The sequence below is a fragment of the Pseudomonas sp. SDO5591_S426 genome (assembly GCF_054070755.1).
Genome location: NZ_JBSVXD010000002.1, coordinates 42,169 through 60,908, shown reverse-complemented (window position 1 = coordinate 60,908; position 18,740 = coordinate 42,169). Strand labels below are relative to the sequence as shown.

32 protein-coding genes are annotated in these 18,740 nt (G+C 55.6%); 7 read left to right on the top strand and 25 right to left on the bottom strand.

Annotation, left to right across the window (positions count from 1 at the left end; all coding sequences use genetic code 11):
* The 3 genes from ACW9JC_RS01060 to ACW9JC_RS01050 all read right to left on the bottom strand — a co-directional run bounded on the left by ACW9JC_RS01060 (window position 1) and on the right by ACW9JC_RS01050 (window position 1,533).
* Window positions 1-243, bottom strand: coding sequence for a DUF4224 domain-containing protein (locus tag ACW9JC_RS01060; RefSeq protein WP_457453026.1), 243 nt, complete (start codon window positions 241-243; stop codon window positions 1-3).
* A gap of 44 nt (window positions 244-287) precedes the next feature.
* Window positions 288-785: a hypothetical protein gene (locus ACW9JC_RS01055; RefSeq protein WP_457453025.1), complete on the bottom strand. Its 498-nt coding sequence runs from the start codon at window positions 783-785 to the stop codon at window positions 288-290.
* A gap of 301 nt (window positions 786-1,086) precedes the next feature.
* Window positions 1,087-1,533: a hypothetical protein gene (locus ACW9JC_RS01050; protein WP_457453089.1), complete on the bottom strand. Its 447-nt coding sequence runs from the start codon at window positions 1,531-1,533 to the stop codon at window positions 1,087-1,089.
* A 123-nt stretch (window positions 1,534-1,656) separates the two neighbouring features.
* On the opposite strand from ACW9JC_RS01050, the gene ACW9JC_RS01045 reads away from it, so the two are divergent.
* Both ACW9JC_RS01045 and ACW9JC_RS01040 read left to right on the top strand, forming a co-directional pair.
* The gene (locus ACW9JC_RS01045) at window positions 1,657-2,289 is read left to right on the top strand and encodes a hypothetical protein (protein WP_457453024.1); all 633 of its coding nucleotides are present in this window, start codon (window positions 1,657-1,659) and stop codon (window positions 2,287-2,289) included.
* 441 nt (window positions 2,290-2,730) lie between these two features.
* Window positions 2,731-3,018, top strand: coding sequence for a hypothetical protein (locus tag ACW9JC_RS01040; RefSeq protein ID WP_457453023.1), 288 nt, complete (start codon window positions 2,731-2,733; stop codon window positions 3,016-3,018).
* Between the two features lie 11 nt (window positions 3,019-3,029).
* Here the strand turns inward: ACW9JC_RS01040 and ACW9JC_RS01035 are convergent, their stop codons facing one another.
* Window positions 3,030-4,835, bottom strand: coding sequence for a DNA cytosine methyltransferase (locus tag ACW9JC_RS01035; protein ID WP_457453022.1), 1,806 nt, complete (start codon window positions 4,833-4,835; stop codon window positions 3,030-3,032).
* A gap of 359 nt (window positions 4,836-5,194) precedes the next feature.
* On the opposite strand from ACW9JC_RS01035, the gene ACW9JC_RS01030 reads away from it, so the two are divergent.
* A complete protein-coding gene (locus tag ACW9JC_RS01030) occupies window positions 5,195-5,440 on the top strand; it encodes a hypothetical protein (RefSeq protein ID WP_457453020.1) in 246 nt (81 codons plus the stop codon).
* A 3-nt stretch (window positions 5,441-5,443) separates the two neighbouring features.
* On the opposite strand, the gene ACW9JC_RS01025 is transcribed toward ACW9JC_RS01030, so the two are convergent.
* Entirely contained in the window at window positions 5,444-5,755 is a 312-nt protein-coding gene (locus tag ACW9JC_RS01025; RefSeq protein ID WP_457453019.1) for a hypothetical protein, read from the bottom strand.
* 219 nt (window positions 5,756-5,974) lie between these two features.
* Between ACW9JC_RS01025 and ACW9JC_RS01020 the strand changes: the two genes are divergently transcribed.
* Window positions 5,975-6,790: a hypothetical protein gene (locus ACW9JC_RS01020; RefSeq protein WP_457453018.1), complete on the top strand. Its 816-nt coding sequence runs from the start codon at window positions 5,975-5,977 to the stop codon at window positions 6,788-6,790.
* A gap of 187 nt (window positions 6,791-6,977) precedes the next feature.
* Window positions 6,978-7,328 (top strand): hypothetical protein, encoded by a 351-nt coding sequence (locus tag ACW9JC_RS01015; protein WP_457453017.1) that lies wholly within the window; start codon window positions 6,978-6,980, stop codon window positions 7,326-7,328.
* 12 nt (window positions 7,329-7,340) lie between these two features.
* Here ACW9JC_RS01015 and ACW9JC_RS01010 read toward each other — a convergent pair whose 3' ends face one another.
* On the bottom strand, window positions 7,341-7,742 hold the full coding sequence (locus tag ACW9JC_RS01010; RefSeq protein WP_457453016.1) for a hypothetical protein: 402 nt from the start codon (window positions 7,740-7,742) through the stop codon (window positions 7,341-7,343).
* 126 nt (window positions 7,743-7,868) lie between these two features.
* Between ACW9JC_RS01010 and ACW9JC_RS01005 the strand changes: the two genes are divergently transcribed.
* The gene (locus ACW9JC_RS01005; RefSeq protein ID WP_457453015.1) at window positions 7,869-8,072 is read left to right on the top strand and encodes a hypothetical protein; all 204 of its coding nucleotides are present in this window, start codon (window positions 7,869-7,871) and stop codon (window positions 8,070-8,072) included.
* On the opposite strand, the gene ACW9JC_RS01000 is transcribed toward ACW9JC_RS01005, so the two are convergent.
* From ACW9JC_RS01000 to ACW9JC_RS00930, 15 genes are all read right to left on the bottom strand, one after another.
* The gene (locus ACW9JC_RS01000; RefSeq protein WP_457453013.1) at window positions 8,055-8,435 is read right to left on the bottom strand and encodes a hypothetical protein; all 381 of its coding nucleotides are present in this window, start codon (window positions 8,433-8,435) and stop codon (window positions 8,055-8,057) included. The two genes, ACW9JC_RS01005 and ACW9JC_RS01000, sit on opposite strands and share 18 nt — an antisense overlap.
* 81 nt (window positions 8,436-8,516) lie before the next feature.
* Window positions 8,517-8,978 (bottom strand): hypothetical protein, encoded by a 462-nt coding sequence (locus tag ACW9JC_RS00995; RefSeq protein WP_457453012.1) that lies wholly within the window; start codon window positions 8,976-8,978, stop codon window positions 8,517-8,519.
* On the bottom strand, window positions 8,975-9,217 hold the full coding sequence (locus ACW9JC_RS00990; protein ID WP_457453011.1) for a hypothetical protein: 243 nt from the start codon (window positions 9,215-9,217) through the stop codon (window positions 8,975-8,977). The genes ACW9JC_RS00995 and ACW9JC_RS00990 overlap by 4 nt, the downstream gene beginning before the upstream one ends.
* Before the next feature lie 20 nt (window positions 9,218-9,237).
* The gene (locus ACW9JC_RS00985; RefSeq protein ID WP_457453010.1) at window positions 9,238-9,900 is read right to left on the bottom strand and encodes a lambda exonuclease family protein; all 663 of its coding nucleotides are present in this window, start codon (window positions 9,898-9,900) and stop codon (window positions 9,238-9,240) included.
* The gene (locus tag ACW9JC_RS00980; RefSeq protein ID WP_457453009.1) at window positions 9,900-10,889 is read right to left on the bottom strand and encodes a RecT family recombinase; all 990 of its coding nucleotides are present in this window, start codon (window positions 10,887-10,889) and stop codon (window positions 9,900-9,902) included. Before ACW9JC_RS00980 ends, ACW9JC_RS00985 begins: the two co-directional genes overlap by 1 nt.
* Window positions 10,890-10,942: 53 nt before the next feature.
* The gene (locus ACW9JC_RS00975) at window positions 10,943-12,100 is read right to left on the bottom strand and encodes a hypothetical protein (protein ID WP_457453007.1); all 1,158 of its coding nucleotides are present in this window, start codon (window positions 12,098-12,100) and stop codon (window positions 10,943-10,945) included.
* A 156-nt stretch (window positions 12,101-12,256) separates the two neighbouring features.
* The gene (locus ACW9JC_RS00970; protein WP_457453005.1) at window positions 12,257-12,382 is read right to left on the bottom strand and encodes a hypothetical protein; all 126 of its coding nucleotides are present in this window, start codon (window positions 12,380-12,382) and stop codon (window positions 12,257-12,259) included.
* A complete protein-coding gene (locus ACW9JC_RS00965) occupies window positions 12,379-12,549 on the bottom strand; it encodes a hypothetical protein (protein WP_457453004.1) in 171 nt (56 codons plus the stop codon). Before ACW9JC_RS00965 ends, ACW9JC_RS00970 begins: the two co-directional genes overlap by 4 nt.
* 11 nt (window positions 12,550-12,560) lie before the next feature.
* Complete coding sequence (locus tag ACW9JC_RS00960) at window positions 12,561-12,779, bottom strand: hypothetical protein (protein WP_457453002.1); 219 nt, start codon at window positions 12,777-12,779, stop codon at window positions 12,561-12,563.
* Window positions 12,776-13,024 (bottom strand): hypothetical protein, encoded by a 249-nt coding sequence (locus tag ACW9JC_RS00955; protein WP_457453001.1) that lies wholly within the window; start codon window positions 13,022-13,024, stop codon window positions 12,776-12,778. Before ACW9JC_RS00955 ends, ACW9JC_RS00960 begins: the two co-directional genes overlap by 4 nt.
* Before the next feature lie 829 nt (window positions 13,025-13,853).
* Complete coding sequence (locus tag ACW9JC_RS00950; protein WP_457453000.1) at window positions 13,854-14,084, bottom strand: Acb2/Tad1 domain-containing protein; 231 nt, start codon at window positions 14,082-14,084, stop codon at window positions 13,854-13,856.
* A 58-nt stretch (window positions 14,085-14,142) separates the two neighbouring features.
* Window positions 14,143-14,436: a hypothetical protein gene (locus ACW9JC_RS00945; protein WP_457452998.1), complete on the bottom strand. Its 294-nt coding sequence runs from the start codon at window positions 14,434-14,436 to the stop codon at window positions 14,143-14,145.
* Window positions 14,437-14,870: 434 nt separating this feature from the next.
* Entirely contained in the window at window positions 14,871-15,122 is a 252-nt protein-coding gene (locus ACW9JC_RS00940) for a DUF1654 domain-containing protein (RefSeq protein ID WP_457452996.1), read from the bottom strand.
* Between the two features lie 165 nt (window positions 15,123-15,287).
* A complete protein-coding gene (locus ACW9JC_RS00935; protein ID WP_457452995.1) occupies window positions 15,288-15,650 on the bottom strand; it encodes a hypothetical protein in 363 nt (120 codons plus the stop codon).
* A 61-nt stretch (window positions 15,651-15,711) separates the two neighbouring features.
* Window positions 15,712-15,948, bottom strand: coding sequence for a hypothetical protein (locus tag ACW9JC_RS00930; protein WP_457452994.1), 237 nt, complete (start codon window positions 15,946-15,948; stop codon window positions 15,712-15,714).
* Window positions 15,949-16,200: 252 nt separating this feature from the next.
* Here ACW9JC_RS00930 and ACW9JC_RS00925 point away from each other — a divergent pair, with 252 nt between their 5' ends.
* A complete protein-coding gene (locus ACW9JC_RS00925; protein ID WP_457452993.1) occupies window positions 16,201-16,464 on the top strand; it encodes a hypothetical protein in 264 nt (87 codons plus the stop codon).
* Window positions 16,465-16,735: 271 nt separating this feature from the next.
* On the opposite strand, the gene ACW9JC_RS00920 is transcribed toward ACW9JC_RS00925, so the two are convergent.
* The 4 genes from ACW9JC_RS00920 to ACW9JC_RS00905 form a co-directional block, all read right to left on the bottom strand.
* Window positions 16,736-17,062 (bottom strand): hypothetical protein, encoded by a 327-nt coding sequence (locus tag ACW9JC_RS00920; RefSeq protein ID WP_457452991.1) that lies wholly within the window; start codon window positions 17,060-17,062, stop codon window positions 16,736-16,738.
* A gap of 92 nt (window positions 17,063-17,154) precedes the next feature.
* On the bottom strand, window positions 17,155-17,694 hold the full coding sequence (locus tag ACW9JC_RS00915) for a PIN domain-containing protein (RefSeq protein WP_457452989.1): 540 nt from the start codon (window positions 17,692-17,694) through the stop codon (window positions 17,155-17,157).
* A 2-nt stretch (window positions 17,695-17,696) separates the two neighbouring features.
* Window positions 17,697-18,407 (bottom strand): hypothetical protein, encoded by a 711-nt coding sequence (locus tag ACW9JC_RS00910; protein WP_457452987.1) that lies wholly within the window; start codon window positions 18,405-18,407, stop codon window positions 17,697-17,699.
* 83 nt (window positions 18,408-18,490) lie between these two features.
* Window positions 18,491-18,679: a hypothetical protein gene (locus tag ACW9JC_RS00905; protein WP_457452986.1), complete on the bottom strand. Its 189-nt coding sequence runs from the start codon at window positions 18,677-18,679 to the stop codon at window positions 18,491-18,493.
* Window positions 18,680-18,740 lie beyond the last annotated feature (61 nt).

Here is an 18,740-nt window from a genome sequence, read left to right as displayed (position 1 = left end):
TCAGTTCACTCGAGAGAAATCAGGCGTCCATGCCGGCGCCGCCGGCGGAGGGTTGGGGTCGGTGATGGTGGGCGAGATCATGCCGAGTTTCATGCGGGCGTACATCCGGCCAACGAGCGGGCGCTTGCCTCGACTTTCAACGAACACCCACTGGCGATCCACCAACCAGCGCCGCTGGTAGGCCCTGGCCTTGTAGCCGGTGAGGTCCGCCAGCTCTTCGTCAGAGAGGATTTCGGTTTCCATGATGATGCTCCATGCCGCGCGTGGCGGCAGAAGGTGGTGATGGTTTATGCGCTGGCCTTGGCCAGAACTGCGTCCGCGACCTTCATGGCAGCCTGCGCATCGTTGACGTAGGCGGGGTCGAAGTACCCGGCCAAGTGGATGGTTGCCTGACAGGCGCGCAAGTTCTCGCGGGTGAGTTTCAGCGCGGCGACCAGCTCTTCGTGCAGTCCACGCTCCTCGCGGCCGATATCCCAGAAGCGCTGGCCCCAGTGTCCGGCCGGTGGCGGGTTGCTGTTCTGTGCGCCAAGAGCCAGCGCTCCGACCGCAGCGTCCAGCAGGTCGCGCTTGTAGGCGTTGTCGCCATCGATGCTCAGGCCTTGGCGACGCAGCGCGTCGAGCGCGTTATTCAAGTTCGCCTCCGGCGATGGCAGCACCAGGTCGAAGTCGGCCTTGCCGGGCCGGCAGACGATGACAAACATCCGGCAGTCGAGCGGCAAGTGCTGGGCGATATCCGAGATCGATTCGATAGCGGCTTCGCGCAGGTGGTGTTTTTGATCGGCCATATGAATTCCTCGCCCGCCGTTCACCGGCAGGCTGGTAGGTAAGTGGTGATGATCAGATGAAAGGCGACATGCAAAGCGGAGAAGGTCAGCTAACGTTCAATCGTCCGCCTCACCAGTTGCTGCCCAATCAGCTCGTCCCTGAAGCGATTGGTGAGGCGGACTCTATCGCCACGGCCCCTTGTAGATGAGCCAGAGCATGTAGAGCGACGCTGCTATTGGGATGATCATGTGGCCACCGCTGCGACAGAGAGGACGATGGCGCCCCAGATGCAGGCGCTTACCGCCATTGCTTTCAGGATCATCAGTAATCCCCCCAGCCGAGGCCCTGAATGTATTGACTTGGGATAGTCACGGCCCCGACAGGAATCGTGCTTTCAACTTCGTGGTTGCCGAAATAGCCAATGGCAGCCAATGCCCGCTCCATCGATAACTGCGCGTGCCGCAATTGCCAGGACTTGCGCGCTTTGTACGAACGCAGCGCAAGTGCCTTGTCGGTGTAGGCGAAACGTCGGCCCCAAGTACCGCCTTCCTTCAGGACGCGCTTGCGGCGCTTCTTCACTGCCTCGGCGGTCCAGCTGTATTGCGGGCCGTTGACCAGGTCGCAGGTATGTTTGTCGCCGATGTAGTAGCACTGCGCGGTCTCGCCAATCACCTGGTAGGTGATGCAGTGCACCTCAAGGCCTTCTGGCCCAATGGTGTCGATGTAGCGATAGTGCTCTGGCCAAGCCGTTTTCATTTCTTCAGGCATGACTTCGTCCTTGCCGCTATAGCGGCTGTCTTTCAAAGGGGCGTGAGTATCTGGTGGATACCCGATGTAATGCTCCGCTTGGTCTAAGCTCATTGGGTTAAATCTATTACTTGGATTAATAAAATGGATAAACAAGAAGAGATAAATAGAAAAGTGGAAGCGTTGGCGCGGCTTAAGATTGAAGTGGATTTGCTTTTGGGTAATGAAAAAGAACACATGAAATATGTCATATTGGAGGCTCAGTACAATAAGGCTTACGCAGAGTTATCTTCAGTGGTGGATTTCCTTAAAGAAAAAATAAAGTCTGAAGTCTTACGTATTCGCAGTGAAGAGGAAGGGAGGGTTGCCGATGTGTCAGCTGAAGAAAATAGAAGGCTACTGGAGAAAATATTAATGTTTGAAAATAGAATAATTAACATTGAGGATAGGCTTAAATGCATAGATGAGCGTCTTAAGAGGCTCCTAGATGTAGAGGCCCCAGCAAAAGTGATAGGAGTGCGTAAATTGGACTTGGTGAACTGGAGGGGGTGGACTGTTGAAGATAAACTTTTGGCATTCTTTTATTTTGTTCCTGTTTTAATTGTTGTTGTGCTTTTGTGTTCTGCAATATATAGGATAGTGTCGGCGCAGTCTGTTGAAATTAACGTAGAGTTGAATATCGCGGAATTGATTGGCGGGTCGCTAATAGGTTTGGGTGCGGCTTTTGCGGGCGGTGCATATGCTTTTAAAACCTATAAAGAGATAAAGGTAGAGTGACTTTCCCTTTGTCGGAACATAGTCAAGGTTCTAATAGATAGGCAGTTTTATATGGGCATGGGGCGTCCTATGCCGGGGCATGCCCGGGCGGTGGTGTGGGATGTCAAGGGGGGAAAGGATTCTGTGAGGTTACGGCGTAAGACATTGACCAAGGTTTCCCCGGTCCTACTGTATCCAATGAAAGCGGAAAATGGGCACCTCAACCAAATGGGTGCACGATGAGACGAATTTTTGAAGACCTTCTGTTCCAGATACTGATTGACCAGGCGATGACGCGAATTTATCACCTGATCGAATCGCTCAATGAGATGCCTTGGTGGGTGTGGTTCACGTGAGTCACGTGACCTTGGTCTGCCGCGCAATTCATTCAGAGTTGTACGCGGCGAAGAGTGGTGGTGAGGGATCAGCTAAAGTTCAGCGATCAGTCAGTGGAGGTGTGACATGGCCTTTTACAGCGTGAACTCAGTCAGAATCAGTCCGGATGGGGAAATCAAGTTCTTCAAAGGAATTGAGGTGAACACACAAACCCGAGCTACGATCGGCGTTGAAAGAGTTTTCAGCGTTGCAGATGTTCTTAGCGCTATCGCTCACGGTGATTCCTTTGATTTACTGTTTTACACATCAGTTGGCCCTGTTTCTGGTGGCTTGGTTCTCCCCGATGGGCATGGGTCTGTGCGTGAGGAGCGTGGCGGGCCTGAGCGGAACATTGTTGACTTACAAAAATTTTGATTCGATCTGCCTCAAGCTGCCAGCCGCTGGTATAGCGCGATGATGTCGGCGGCATTGGCGGCGACCAAAGCTTCGGCTTCGTCTGGACAGACGCTGTTACCGATAAGCCGGACCTGTTCCGTTTTGTTGATGTCGCGCCATTCCTCGGCGCCGGTAACCGGATCAACGAACAGGCCGCGATCGATGATGTAGTCCTTGTCGAAGCCTTGAGCAGCTTTCAGTTCAGGCGGTTGCAGCATGCGTAGGGTGATGTCCACCAGCACGTAACCGCCGACCATAACCATTTCGGCGGGGTCTTTGAAATGCTCCGGCAGGTACTCGTGCATGAAGGAGGCACAACGCCGGGCGCCTTCCAGTTGCTCCGGTGTCAACGTGTTCGGCACCTGCACCACTTCGATCAGTGCGACCCGATCCTTCGTCGGCAGCGTGTGCATCGGTTCTGCAAGCGATATGCCGTCCTTCTCGTTGCCGTAGTACTTCACCAGGTAGGCGCTGGCCAAACGCTGATTGGCGCCTGACTGGCAGATGGTAGAGAGCGGTGAATCGGCGGCGCGGCCATCACCGTCGTAGAAACCGCCATTCGCCTGTTCGAAGAACGCCGCGGATACAGCATGGTGCCCGGTGCTGGTGGCCACCACAATGAGCGGCTCGGTCACTTCGGCTCCGACTGAGCCTTTGCGCAGTGTCACCATGTTGGCCGCGGCCATCGCGAAGTGACCGCCCTTCACTTGGGCGACCTGGGTCCGCAGCGGCTCTTGCACATCGAAGTTTCTCTGGGCCGAACCGTTGGCGCATTCAGTGAGGAACGGCGCGGCCACGGGCTGCACCAGTGCGTGGTGTGTGCCGCCGGCGCTGATGGTCGACAATGCCTCGTCGGTGCCGTGGGTGCTGGTGTGCGATTCGGACGTTCCACGCATCGGGACAATGAACGGCTTCGAGCTGGTCAGCACGTGTCGCCAGCAACCCTTAGCCACGCGGCGCATGGTGTTCACTGCCATCGGCTTGTCTCGAAAGATCGTGCGACCCAAATTGCTCCAGTCGATGCACTCGGCAGCGGTGCGCCAAGGCTGCTGCTTCGCCGTAGGCACTTTGTGGCGCGTTGGTGCTGGCCAGACAATCGGCTTTCCGTCGCTGCGCGCTACCAGGTACAGACGCTTCCGAATTGTCGGGGCGTTGGCGTTTGCCGCGATGCGTTCGCGCCATTCGACGTTGTAGCCTAAGCCGCGATCAAGCGCCTCCACTGGAACGAACTCACCGATCGACTCAAGAATTTCCGGCATGTCGGGGTGATCGGCCGGCAGCCCGGTGCTGAGCGCGGCAATAAACGATTTGAAGGTGCGACCGCGCTCGGCCTTGATTGGCTGGCCTTCCTCGTCAACCGGTCCCCAGTCGCAGAACTCTTCGACGTTCTCCAGGAACATCAGGCGCGGCCGGGTTGCGTGCGCCCACCGGACTACAACCCATGCCAGCCCGCGCACCTTGCGATCACGCGGCGCACCGCCCTTGGCCTTGCTGTGGTGGCGGCAATCCGGTGATGCCCACAGAATGCCAACCGGTTGGCCGCCAGTGGCGAGGACAGGGTCGACCTCAAACACGTCCGCAACATAGTGCGCTGTCTGCGGGTGGTTGGCGCGATGCACGGCCAGGGCGATCGCATTGTGGTTTACCGCGACATCCGGCTCCCGGTATGCCCGGGCAATGCCGGTGCTGGCGCCGCCTCCACCGGCGAACAGGTCCACCACCAGTTCTTTTTCGAACGGCAGGCCCATGCTCGGCTGTCCATGGATGAACTGGGGTTTCTTCTGTTGTGCGGACATAGGGGATCCTCGCCGGCTGGCGTGATTCATTGAGGTGGGGTATTTTTCGGCCCGATATGAGGCGGGATCGGGGGAAATCGCGATGATTTTGAACTGTCCGAAGTGCGAAAAATCTCTGGTTATTGAACGACCAGAGGCGCTGGAGCGTGATCGCAAGCTTGCGGGATGCAGATGTGCCGCGTGCGGCGTAGTGCTTAACGATGAGGAAATCGCCGAAGCCATCAAGAGTGCGCTCGACGTGCTCTTCGGAAACTCGCTTTAAGCTGAGTGGGTTGGCGCGGTCCTTATCGGCTGGCGTGATTCGTTGAAGTGGGGTATTTGTGTTCTGCCCGGCATGGAGCCGGATCAAAGGAGTGTTGATGTTTACGCGAATTATTGTAGGGATCGTGATCGGCTTAGTGGCCGGTCTAATCGAGGCTAGGTCGCTTTCCCTGTCGAAGCGGCACAATCAAATTGCCGAGGCGCTTATCTTCATCGCAGGCGCAGGCTTTATAGGTGCATCCTTCATGTTTGGCGCGATCTACGGGGTGATGGCAATTGCGGAGATCGCCATCGGCTTCTACGCATTTGGCAAGCTATTCAAGAGGAACAAGACCGCTCCTTAAGATTCACTCGTCGCTACATATGCGAACGGCTTCGCGGTCGTGAGCGAGCTTCAATTTCCGCGACACGTTTTCGGGTATCACGTATTCGTGTCGTGGCGGGGTGAGCAGGGGAAGTGCGCCGCCCGGCCCAAGGCCGTGCAGGTGGTGAATTATCAGCGTGATGGCCTCGCCCTGCTCCTCGATGCCGCTCCAGACCATCAGCTCAGCAAGGGCTTGTTGTGTGCCGGGCAGGCAGTGCAGCCTGATTTCCTCTTCGCCGCGCTCCTTCCTCTTCGCCGCGGATTTCTCCGAACGTTCCGCGTTGCTCTTGGCCATGGCCTGCCTCTTCAATTCCGTAAGCCGGTAGATCCAGCCATCGTGTGTAGGTGAAGCTGGGGTAAAGTCGAATGGCATTTTCTGCAGCGAGTGCAGACCACGCTTGGGCGTTTGATGCGCGGCCAATCTTGAGTTAACCAAAGCTCAACATTTGGAAAAACCGACTACGATCTATGCATAGAATTGTTTGTCTACGCCCCTTCTATCGGGAGAAAAAAATTGAGCGCAAAAATCTTCTGCCTTCCCCTCGCAATATCAATGCAGCTTCTAAGCGCAGAAGCTTTTTCTGCAGTGTACTGCGGTGTTGTTAATGGTGTGCAGGTGTGGGACGAGCTTGTCCCGAGTAACTGCACCAAAGCATTGAGGCAGATGCAACTCTCCAATGAGCATATTCAAAGCTCACAAAAAGGGCAGCGTATCGAAAAGAGTTACGGTGCCCCTTCGAGCAAGGCAGTTGAAAATGCCGTAACCTCCTTTGGAGATTACATGCAGCAGCGCTCGGATGAAAAAGACGAACAAGAGCGACGACAAAAATCTCTTTCCGACGCTGATGATGAGCAACGGAGACAGGCTAAACTTCAGAGTTTGAGGGGGGAAATAATATTGCCAACTCCGCACGAAGAAGTTAAAAAAATAAGGTGTGGCGGATCGCCGCAAAACTTCGCATCTCTGGCGGCTCCTCCTGAATTTGTAGATCCTAAGTTAAAGGATGCTGTCGATACATTGTCTCGTGGTATGACTTTTTCTGAGTTGGATGGGCTAAGTAAACTTAAGAAAGGAAAAGCAAACGCAATTGAGTTTCTTCAGAATACATCTAATCAATTCGATCACGATGCTGTAAATTCGTTTGAAAGAATGGCCTCCAATCCCGGGTACTCTGCGGAGATTGTGGTTGAAATGGCAAATGGCGGTAGGGCCAATGATCTAGGGTGTGATATTTCTAACAACTTAGAGTTGTGTAAATATATGCTTACGCGCTGGGCAGGCTTGGCGATGAGGACAGCGGCTGCCATAGGGCAAAAGTGCTTGAAGTAAATACTTACAGTACTAGAAAATCAGAATGGCGCTCATACTGGGCGGCCTCTACAAAAGCGTTGCCGCCTCGATGCCGGAACAGACCGAGCCGTAAGTGATTTCCATAGGGGATCCTCGCCGGCTGGCGTGATTCGTTGAAGTGGGGTATTGGTGTTTGGCCCGGCATGGAGCCGGAAAGGAGCCGACTTTGAATTTTGCGCCGTCATCAAACTCACCTGGGGCAGCAACCACTGCTGATTTTTTCAGGAGAGTCGCCTTGGCCTGGCTTTTGGTCGTCGGCGCGATTTGCTTGGCCGTAGCTGCTTATGCTGGTTTCTTGAAGCCGGAGACAGACCAGCCTGGGCAATGGTTTTCACGATCCGGAGCTCTAATCACTGTTCTGGCGATCTTCGCTGAACAGGTTGTCTCACGGATGCTTTCGCGAATGCACAACGGTATTCAACCCAAGGTGCGCTGGCTTGTTGCTCCGAGGGCTGTCGCCTTCGCATTGATCATCGCGGGCACAGTTGTGTGGGGGTATGGAGATTTGATGTACTGAAGTTTCGGTTTTTCAGGCGCGCCGGACTTTGAAGTGGAGCATCGCCCTGATGCTGTGGCAGTAATCCTGGAGTCGCTCATAGGCCTTGTACTTGGCCTGACCTCGAGTAGCCGCCCAGACCCGGACCAAGTCTTCTCGGGCTTCTCGGTTCCAGTCGAGATCTTCCCAGTCATGCTTGAACGGCAGGACCAACCACTCTTTGAGAGGTAGCGCCTCGGCCATTTCGCCGTACTGCATTTCGTGGGTGGGGTGGTAGTTGCTGATCCGCTTCTTCGGGTCTTCGTCCAGCACTACCCCGATGTAGTGTCCGCGATCAGCCAGGATGATGCCGGGCTTACCGTAGGCGATGACCTGTCGGCCAATCTCGGCGGGCACCTGATAGTGCTGCCGGACGTATGCGCAGTTGTGGCTCATTGATTATCTCCAGTCGGGCGCCGCCCTCCGTGACCGGATGCGACAAGGAAGGGGTGATTTGTAGTGGCTCGTTGCTATAAAATTCGCAGCCATTTAACGGATCTACCGCAAATCAAAGGGATTCACATGAAGCTGAACATCATTGCTCTGGGCCTTCTCGCTGTCTTGGCTGGCTGCACCACCGCAGGCCCATATGTCACCAACATTTCCAGTGATGGCCGCAACGGTTTGAACATCGAGAAGTGCGCGGTGAAGATGAATGCATTCATGGGGACTGTCAGCACCGCAGACTGCACCACACAAAACTTGCAGCTAAGTCGCAGCAACTGAAATCGGTTCCACGATTTCGTCCTCAGGCTCTGGCGGATCGGCGGCGAGCGACTTAAGTCCGGCGTTCCTGATAATGCGCGACACCTTTTCGCTAACAACAAAAGGTGTCGTGACACAGCGAAGCATCTTGGCTTGGGTTTCGAAGTCGGCAGCAATCAGGTTGATCAGCAGCCGCTGGTGAATGTCCTGCTGATTGTTGATGCCATGGGCCTTCATGACCTTTTGCAGATCAGGCTTGAACACTCCTGCCACTTCGATCTGAAATTTCCCGATGCCCAGCGCGGCATTCTTCGCGTTTTCCTTCTCGCGCTTCCTGCGTTGCTTGATGGCTTCCGCCGTCGGCTCTTGCTGTTCCTCCGCCATGGCCTGCCTCTTCAATTCCGTGGGCCGGTAGATCCAGCCATGTCTGTCGTCGGCGCTGGCGCACCTGGTTGTTCATTCGTTTCACGCAGCGACCTTCACCTGATGCCAGGCGCCGGCGGCGTAGAACAGCTTCGCGGCCTGGGCCTCTTCAAGCGTCACCTCCGCGGGAACGGCGATCCATCCTGACGCCACCAGGTGGTTCGGGTTGCAGCTGTTGCGCAGCTCTAGGTAGTAATGCTCGATGGCATCGGTCAGGCGCTCGACCTTGTAGATGCCCTCCGGCGATATCTCCACCGACTTGACGTACTCGACGCCGCGCTCATCTCGACACATGGCGCTGAGGTAGATCGTCCAGCGGTAGGCAAAATCGAAGAGCGCGTTGGCGATCGCCAGGCTGCGGATCTGCCGGCAGCTTTTCCAGTTCGCCATGATCTGGGTACCGCTCGGGTCGATGTTCACGACCGCGACGTGATTGGTGCTGAGCAATGCCCGGCAGCTGCGCTCGGCGCGGGCGAAGCCGTTGTTTGCCTTGCGCCTCTTCATAATGCCTCCGCGAGCTTCCGCAACGCTTTGCGTTCAGCAGCGGTGATGGCGGGACGCCGGCGCTTGAGGATGGTATCGGGATCGACCTTCTCCGAGCGCTCCGCCGGTGGTGGATTGATTTGAGCGGGTTCGGCTCTGGAGAAGCGTCCGCCGGCGGCCAAGTGCTTTTCGACCTGGCTAGAAAGCTCCAGCGCTTTATCGCGCCGGAACTCGATGTCGTATTTCAGGTTGCTGATCATGGCGGCCACCTCTTTAGTTATCAGGCATTTAACCGATGGGCTTGTGCGCGGGCTTTGTCGGCGACCTCATCGACCATGCGATTCAGTTCCAAGTTGAACTGGACCAGCTCTCTGTGCAGGTTGGCGATGTAGTCTTCGTCGCGATAAATCGTCTCAATGTAGAGCTGACACTCTTCGTCCTGGCGTGAGTCGAATGACAGGAAATCCCACCACTTTCGCCCAGTGACGAACATGCACCCCTGAACCTGCGGCATGTGTTCCTCGGGCATGCCTTCAAGCCAGGTCCTGACGTGTATCGCCTCGTTGAAGGGGCACTTCGACTCGGTGCCACCGTCATCGTTGATCAGTCCGTCTGGCGAACAGCCGAGCCAGTCGTACTTCGGGTGAACGATGAACTCCGACGGCATGACGATGTTGCCTGTCAGCATCTCGTAGGCGTCCTGAGCCTTCTGCTCTTCGGTGTGACCCCACTTCAGGGAGGCGCTGCTGACGTTGCGCTTGGACTTTTTGGCCAGTCGCTCGAAGCACAGCTCGCGCATGTAGGAGGTGCGAGCTCCCATCGGCTCGCGCTTCCCGTTTTTGCCTGGCTTCCCCCAGGCGATCACATCCTTGAATCGGCTGGCTGTCACTCGGCCTGATCGATCTGCATGCCACTTCTCTGTGCCCTGAAGTTCCGCCCTCACTACGCTGCCTCCTCGGCCTGCGCCAAGTCGTCGGGAGTACCAGTTATGTCGGTGAAATCGCCATCAACAGTAGCTGCCATGGCTTTCAGCGCTTCGTGGCACTCCAGGCCGATTGCTGCGCGCTGCTTCGGCTTGAGACCCGCCCAAGCAGCGGCATAGGCTTCAATGTCCTGTTGCTTCGCCACAGCCAAAAGGTCGGCGAATACTCCGTCGATTTCCGGTGATGGGGATTTGGGACCAAATGAAACGCTGCTGGCGACAGCAGTGTTCGAAGACTGCTTCACGGGTGTGATGTCGATTTCTCCACCGTATGAGTCTTCGAACTCATCAGGTGTGTAGACGCCGAGGATGACGTCAGGGCAGAAGAGTCGCGCCCATTTCTTGGTCACCAAGTAGGCGATCTGCTGCTTGGGATCTTCCGCCCAAAGCGTGGAGTTTCGCGTCCGGACTTGGGTCAGCAGGAGCTGCAGCACCCTTGGCTCATCTTCGCCTTTAAACGTTGCCCAGACCTCAATCCCGAGGCCTTTCTCATCGTCAAAGCTCCAGGCAGGAACGCGGTACTTTTTGGGCTCGCCAGTGTCCTCGTCCTTCTTCGTTTTACTGGTGACTTCGCGCATCTTGCCGATGACGTTTTCCCAAGATCCAAACCACTTGAAGTTCAGCCGTCCCTTAACTGGCGCCTTGGCGGTAATCACTGCGTTGACGAGTTGTGCTTCATAACTCAGCGCGCCGCCGTTGACGATGAACGTCTTCTGCGCAACAGCGAACGGGTTCATCTGCCACTGCATCGCTTGCAGCACTACCGCCATGCAGTCCGCGTGGTTGCCCCTCAAATGCTTGGGGACTGTTGCCACGCCTTTCGACATCATCAGCGCGAGGTCGCTCATCGACTTCATGGTGTTTGGATCGAGAATGAGCGCCGCTGCGTTGTGCGATGGATCGTGGTAAGTGGCGATACCAGTTGGTGATTGAGTGTCTGAGTCGGTCATTACGCTCTCCGCGGCCGACGTGGAGTCGGTCGGCCTTCAGATGGAAAGGGGAGTTAGAAGCGGATGGCGCGAAGCCAAGCGCGAGCGATGTCGAGGTCCACGTCGAAGCCCAAGGCCACAACCTCGACGATGTCTTCAACCGACGGCGCGGTCGTCGAAACGTCGTCGAGATCAGCGGCAATCGCATTTGTGCTTGCGGGGGCGGCTTCGACCTGGTCCGCGAAGAGTGGCGCCGCCGCGGTGATGACCGGCGCCGGTGCAGCAGCCTGGGCGCGCAGACGAGCCAGTTCTTCCTGGTCACGCTGGTACTGAGCGTCGCGTTCGCGCTGCTGGCGCTGCTGCTCTTCCTGCTGCTCACGCTGTTGGCGTTGCTGTGCTTCCATGTCGCGGCGCTGCTGGTCCAGATCGTCCTGCTGCTTTTTCAAACGCAGACGGTCTTCTTCTGCGCGCTGCTTGCGCAACTCCTCAGCTTCGGCGTCGGCAATGCGCTGTTTTTCGCGCAACTCATCGAGTTCTTTCTGCTGGGTCAGCAGCTTGGCCGCAGCCTCTTCACGTTCAACAGCCGACTTGTGCAGCGTTTCCAGCTGTTCAATAGCGTTGTCGCGAGCGATGGTGCCTTCAGCTTCGAACTCGGCATATTCTTCGGGCAGGATCACCGACTCCTTTACGCTTTGGAGAACGGCTGCGACATCAGCAGCGCTTCGGCTTGCATAAGCAGCGGCTACAGAACTGAAACGAGTAATCTTTGCCCGGATGGCTTCGACACGTTCAGCCTCGATACGCTCGCGCTCGGCTTTCGCATCGGCTACACGCCTTTCTTCAGCCTTGATTGCTTCGTCGACAGGCGCTTCGACCGCCAGCACACGATCCTTCAGCGCCTCGCCGAATTCCTTCACTTGGTTGACGCGAGCCTGGGCTTCTTTAACGGCCTGCTGATAAGGCACCAGCGCCGTTTTGGTGGTGTTGGCCAGGGCATAACGGACATCGCGAATATCAACGCGAACTTCCTTGGCATTGGCCAGTCCCTCACTGGTCGAGCAGTCCACAACCAGGTTCGCGTAAGTCGTTTCGAGACGAACGATCTGCTCTTCGTGTGGCCGATATTCGGCGATGTCGGTGACCGCTGCTGCAGGCGATACACTCTTGGATTCTTGTGCCTCGTTGGTATCCAGCGATTCTTGTGCGAGGGCTTGTGCAGTATTTTTCGACATGACTATTCCTTGCCGCGTTGTGTGCGGCTTTCAAATGCTTGGATTAAGAAGTGACGCGATCGGCGAGGGCGCCGAGTAGCATCAGAAATGTGAAGAAGGAGATGGCGGAGAAGGAGCCGCGCCAGATCAGCACGCGGCGTTCCCACTGGCGACTGGTCACCGGAACACCCGGTAGGTGGTCGAGTGCGGCACCTGGCAGATGCTGGTGGATTCCCGGACGGCGTTATAGGCGGCAACCGCGGCAACTAGAACAGCGACGAGCGCCCAGTAGATTAGCTTCATGGTCGAGGCCTCACGGTGATCCTTCCGGCCTTGATCGCCGCAACCAGCTTCGGAGGTAGAGCAGCCACTGGCAACTCACGGGGAATACCCGCGCCGATCACAGCCAGGCAGCGTTCGATATCGTCGAGCTGCTCATCGATCAGGTTTTTCACTGGTGACGTAGTCATGCGGCTGCTCCCTACTTATTCGATGTGTTGAAAGTGGCGTAGATCTGGTCGATTCGCGCCCTGTAGTTCCGCTGCTCTTCGTCGCTGATTGCGCGAAGCAAGAAAGCGAGGGTGATTGCTGATGTCGCAGCCGCGCTGGCATTAGGCTTGCCGAGGTCCCGAACCAGGTTCTCGATCTCACCCTCGATCCAGGTGACGGCTGTCTGGTGGTCGCGCTGTCCAATGCTCATGCGGATCCTCCATTGGGTGGGCAGACCATTTCCATTTTCGACATGGCCAGGCCAATCCGTCGTTTCAAGCTTTTCCGTTCTTCCAGAAAGCGCGATTCCCGGTCGATCAGAGCCTGGGTGCGCATCTGCTCGGCGGCCTCGTAGTCGTGGAACTCTTCAGGGCGAGTTTTATTTTCTCGCCCCCAAGCGTCGTAGCGCCTGTCCCCGTCCCGGGCCTGCGCGCTATCGGCATAGCTGGTTGCCATGGTCGCCTCCAGAGTGGCGGTGTTGATTCAACAAAACTCGGCTGCACTCATCCATTCCGCTGGTTGCCGTTGAGCGCGGTGGGGAGTGCATGCGAGTTTGTTCGGGGAAGGATGCCCAGGCCCGCTACTGGCGTCGGCCTGGGTTTGCAGCAACAAGTTGTCTTCGGGCGCTGGGGTGGCCTACCGGTATCCCGGCCAATGCGCGGTGACATCGACGACCTACTGTCCGCTGCCTGTATGAGTGTTGGGTGCAGCCTTCAGGCTTGCTGCGCCGCGCAGGTGAATCGTTTTGGCTACTTCATGGCAGTGACTCCTATTGCTCGCGCACTGGGAAGGCAGTGGACACCTATCGAATTGGTGCTGATGGCCGGGCGCGAATCCGGCGAGAGCGGACCCTTTCGGGACGACCGCTCGGAGGGGCTAACCACGCATAAGCTGGCGCCTTATTAACCTGCGTTTCTCCAGGGCCGCCGAAGCGTTCAACCCAGCTTTCAACGCCGCATCTGCTTGCCGGTCACGTCTCCGGCGCCGAGTTCCACGGCCGTGTTCAGTTCGCCAGCGCTCGATAACAACCGATTCTGGGATTTGATGCAGGTGGGCGGTTATAGGCCGCAGTTTCGTCCGCATCGGAGAGTGATCGAAACACCAGGGCGCTACCCCTGCTTGTTTCCCGCCGCGTTTCTGGTATTGGCCGGCAGATCCGGCTCAGGAGATTTACGGGGCTTTGCGATCCTAGCGCTGCAGCCCGCTTGGGCACGCTTCGATCACTCTCCGATGCGGCCTGGTAGGACATCGGGCAGTTTTCGTCAGGCTGACGTGGCGCTGGCTGTTAGGAAAAGGGGTCGGCTGGCTTCGCGATCGAGCGGACGAACCACATGAAACCTTGCTGCAGGTTCGTTTTCGCCAGAGCCAGGAGCCGTGGGTCGACGCCGTCAATTTCGCTGACCTGCTTGAACAGTGCGCCGGCGTCCGCTTCGAGAGCCTTGATTGAGTTCATTCCGTCGATTTCGGACTGGCTCAAATCGCGGTAGCCGGTGATTTTCTTGTGCTGGTTTTCCATGGTGTTGCCCTCGGTTGTCATCCCGCTGCCCACTCAGCGAATGGGCAGAGGTGATGCTTCACACTGCTTCCGGCTTGTCTTTTTCGTACTTCTCACCGCAGAACATGCAGTAGTTGCCGAGCAGACTTACCCGCTTTGTCTGCTCTCGCAGACGGCTGGACTTAGTGGCAGACCCCTTGGTCGGAACCTTGAAGGTCGCGGTGACCTCGCAATAATTCTTGTAGGGCGCCGGACTGTTGAAGCACATCGCGTAACCGCCCATGCTCACCTGCAAATCAGTAGCCCCCTCAGGCAGCGTCGCGGCAAAGTGCTCGCGCAACCGCGCCTCATCTTTCTTCTTGCAATCGCACATCGTCCTACCCTCGGTTGTTTTCCCAATGCACCCGACCGAACTGCAGCTGGGTGCATCAGTGAAAACTCCGTGTTGCTGTCCGCCCCATGCTCGGCGCCGCGGTTTCCCCACCTGGCCGGCGTCACACATTTCGTGTTCGGTGTTCTTCGCCGGCTGGCTTGCATGGTTTGGCGTCCTCCCATGAGGGGAGTCCGGCAGGTTCCAGAGCCTGCATGGAGATCGAAATTTTTGTTTCGCGCTGTGCCCGCTGCCGGGGATCGATCCGCGAAGATTTCTGACTGTTAAAGAGCGACGCGGCTTTCGCTGCTGGGCCGGTGATGCGTTGGCTTGAGATGAATTTAAGCAAGCTGAAATTATCCTGTCAAGCATGCTGAAATAATAAATTCAGAATGCTGAATTTTTGGTAAAAAAAGCCCGCTAGATGCGGGCCTACTTCAAGCTTCGTAATACTCTCGCCACCCGATCCTGACGGTGTCACTGTCCAGGCGCTCTATGCGTATGCCGCTCGTGTCCTCGATTTCTTGAATTACTTGGCACCAAGCTTCAGGACTTTCATCGTCGTTGCGCGCGACGGTGATGATCTGGACCTTTTGAACGCCCGGCGCGGCAATCAGGCGCTGGATTCGCCGTCCCACCAACTCATAGGAATCTCGGGCATACACTGCGGGTGACGCGATTTTGGGCATAGAAAAGCTCCTTGCTTGAACTGGATAAATATACAGTATTTGGGCTTCAAAGCTTTTGCAATAGATCCTTCGTCTACCCCGGAGAATCTGGAGACAATGGCGTAAATGCCTGGTCATCGGATACAAAAAAGCCCGCGATGGGCGGGCTGTTTTGGGTCGATCGAATTAGGTTTTTTGGTTTTTCTTCTTTTCGAGGTTTGAGATGCATGCCGAGAAATACGTGTCTTGGAAGTCGACAGTCGCCCTCTTTTTCATGGCGTCGGTCTCGAAGCGGGGGACCTCATACGCGCTTTTTACGAGCATCTTGAACATCGCCTCCAAATAATCGTCATGCGTATTCTCGGCAACTTTCCATATTTTTGACATAGGAGCACCAGCTTGACGGGCCTCCATGACAATCTGCGCGGACTCCTCTATCCGCTTGCATTCGTCCATACCTGTGTTTGATGGTGCTGCTTGGGCGATCGCAAAGGGAAAGCCTACGAAACACGCGAGACTGAAGACTATCTTTTTAGAAGTTGAGTGCAAGGCAGTACCTCCATGTGCGTATGTGTCAACTCTAGCATGGCGCACGGCCACCATTAGAGAATCAATCCTCGGGATCACTCTCTTCTTCTGGCTCACACCTGGCTATAAGCTCAGCGATAGTTTCTGCGATGAAGTCCGCGTTTCCAGTGATCACAGCCAAGTGATCTTCAATGCGATTGGACACTTCCGTGGAACCGCGCTGATCGATCCAAATGCCAATCTCTTCGACGGCGCAGCCAAGGGCCATGATGTTCTGGTTCAGGCGGTAGAGCAGGGCAGGGGTAAGGTCGTCTGGCATGGCTGTTCCTCCAATTCATAAGGGAAAGCGTAGCTCAGCGGCCAAACTCACGCGGTGTGCAGATCGCAGGCAAAGAAAAGCCCGCGTGGGGAGCGCGGGCTAAATGAATCACGAAGGAGCTGAAATCACCGTAGTCGGTTGACCGTGAAAAACTTGTGAAACCCCTAACTAAAAAAGGTCAGCCCCGCACAAGGTAGACCTGCGGATCGCATGCTATAGCTTTACCTTCGGCATCTATTGATGGATGGGGAAATGAACACTAATGAGTTTGGCATGAAGGCATGGGGAGTTATCACTGTTGTGCTCGCGCTTGCTGCGCTTGCCGTGGTGATTGCGGGTGGCTTGCATCTTGGGCCCGACAATTTGTTTGTGAAGGACACTCCACAATGGATTGCGGGTCTGTACTTGGCTCTCATTGATTGCGGAACGGTTGTGGCAGGGGTTTTGGGATTCAGCGGCCTTGCGTGGTCTAATTTTTACAAGGCGTCCGCTGGAATCAAGGATGAGTCAGAATGAAAAAACCCGGCGCAAGGCCGGGCTTTTTGTTCATTTACACGTTCCACCCTTGTGGTGGGAGCCCGTACCACCCGTTGGGTGCGTGCCCTTAGGGCAAGCCGAGGCTGAAACTGAAATGATTGAGAGAAGTGCGACGAGCCCAGCGATTGCGATCTGTTTCATCATGCCTCCATGCACTGCGAGATGCAGTAGAAGGTTATCGGCTTTATGCGACGGATCTTGAAACAAAAAGCCCGGCGCTGGGCCGAGCCTTAAGTCGCCTCAGCGCAATTCACCAGCGAAACGCTTTTTCTGCGGCGCCGGCAAGGAGTGCAATTGCCATTGTGAGGGCGAACATTCCAAAGAACAGTAAAATTGAAGCGCCCCAAGACCAGTGCCAAGCATAGTGCGCTCCCAGTACCCCGATGACGCAGTTCAGGAGGTTTATTCGGAGAAAGAACACCAGAATTGTGGCGATCAAAGAGCTAAAGAACCAATGCCAGTCCAGCCAATATTGGATGCCACCGTATATCGCTAAAATCTGAGCAATGCCCAAAACGATATTGACAGGGAGAAGAAGGAATCCTATTCCAGTCACAACTTTTTCCGATGCGCTCATTTGCTGCCTCCTTGTATACGAGCCATTACTTTAGCATTGCGGAAGACTATCGGAGGGGCAAAAACAACGAGCCCGGCGCATGCCCGGGCTAGCTATCGTTTGTCGGGAGATTGAATTTCGCTGTGGAAATTGAGCTGCTCAGGGTTAGCTTCAATACTGGAGAGGGATCTGGCCAAAATACCGACCGTTCCAGCTCTTTTGTAAATCTGTTTGTCGTGCGTCCAGATCTCTTTGGCGCCGGCCGCTACCGAAATTGCGAGAATTTGCCGGTCGTACTTGAGCTTAGCCATCGTAGAGTCAGGGTCGAGCTGCTTCATCTCCTGCTTGCTAACCAACATTGCACACTCGATAGCAGCCAGCTGGTCAAATGGCGAAACTTCAATGCATTTAACGCCATTGATGATATCGAGATGCTTTTGATAACTGTCATGGCGAATACCTATCAGGTATTCGGCTAGTACCGGAGCCGGCAGGACTACAACACCCTTTATCGCCTCGATTCGCTCAACAAGTGCTTGGGCTCTCATAAATGCATTGTCTACGACCAGGTCCGTTTCTGGATCTCGAAGCTCTTTAGCCCCTTCGTTCTGCATGATCTGGACCAGGACGTTTGTATCAATGACGATCTTCAAGCCTAACCCCTAGTTTCCAAAATATCAGGATGGGCGCTAGACATGTCGTTCCAGTCCACCCCTCCCGCGGCCTTAAGCCGGGCTATAGCTTCCTTGAAGCCGATATCCTCCAATTTGGTGAAGGTGCTGATTTTCAGTTTTACCAGCTTCCAGGCACCTTCATCGGAGCGCACCCATTCGCCATCACCGTGCAGGCGGACTGGCTTGAAAAGAAATTGGGCAAGTCGTTCAGCAACAGCCACGTCCGCCTCGCACAGGAGGCTCTCGTTGTCCGCACCTTCAATCCTGACCGGAACCGTCTCATCCTTTCCACCCACGCTATACAGTCGACCCTGGATACTGGACGGTTTAATAATTCTAAGTGGAGGTTCCTCAAGCTTAACGCGCGGGAACTGGAAAATTTGAGCCCCCTCAGACCTAATGGATCCACCAGTGCGGTCAAGTGCCATATAACCTGAAAGGGTTTTGTAGGCCGCTACTGCAGATTTTTTTCCGAGTCCGCCAGACACCTCCCGCACCTGATTCATTATCAAGGGGAATGCCTTTTCATCGACGAGGGACTTTAGCTGAGCTGAGCCAGATTCGACACGATCAAAATGGACAGATTCCTCGCTGCCATAAAGCACAGACAAAGCGCGCAAGTAATCCGCAAGCCGTTTCATGGAGAGTTGGCCAGGGGTAAGGTCGTCGAGGTAAAGCGTTAACTCTTTCATGTCTTGATTATAGTCATGCGTCCATTTCATTCACTATAGGTATTTGTCGCTACCCAGCGTCTTCATCTCATCAGCATATGCAGTCAGCCTGACATCGCAATTCTCAGCGCCACTGCAGCCTCTAATAGCTTTTGCGCCTGCGTCGAAACGGATCTAGCTAAATCCTCATTCCCGGCTTCTTTTAGCGTTGCAGCCAAATCAAGCAGCTTCCCGACCTCAGTCTCGATGGTGCGGACGGATTCGCCTATCTGGTATTGAAGTGAGTGAGCCATACGTTCAATCCTCCAGATCGGTTACAAATCCTCACTGCGTGCCGAACCGATTCAATGAGTC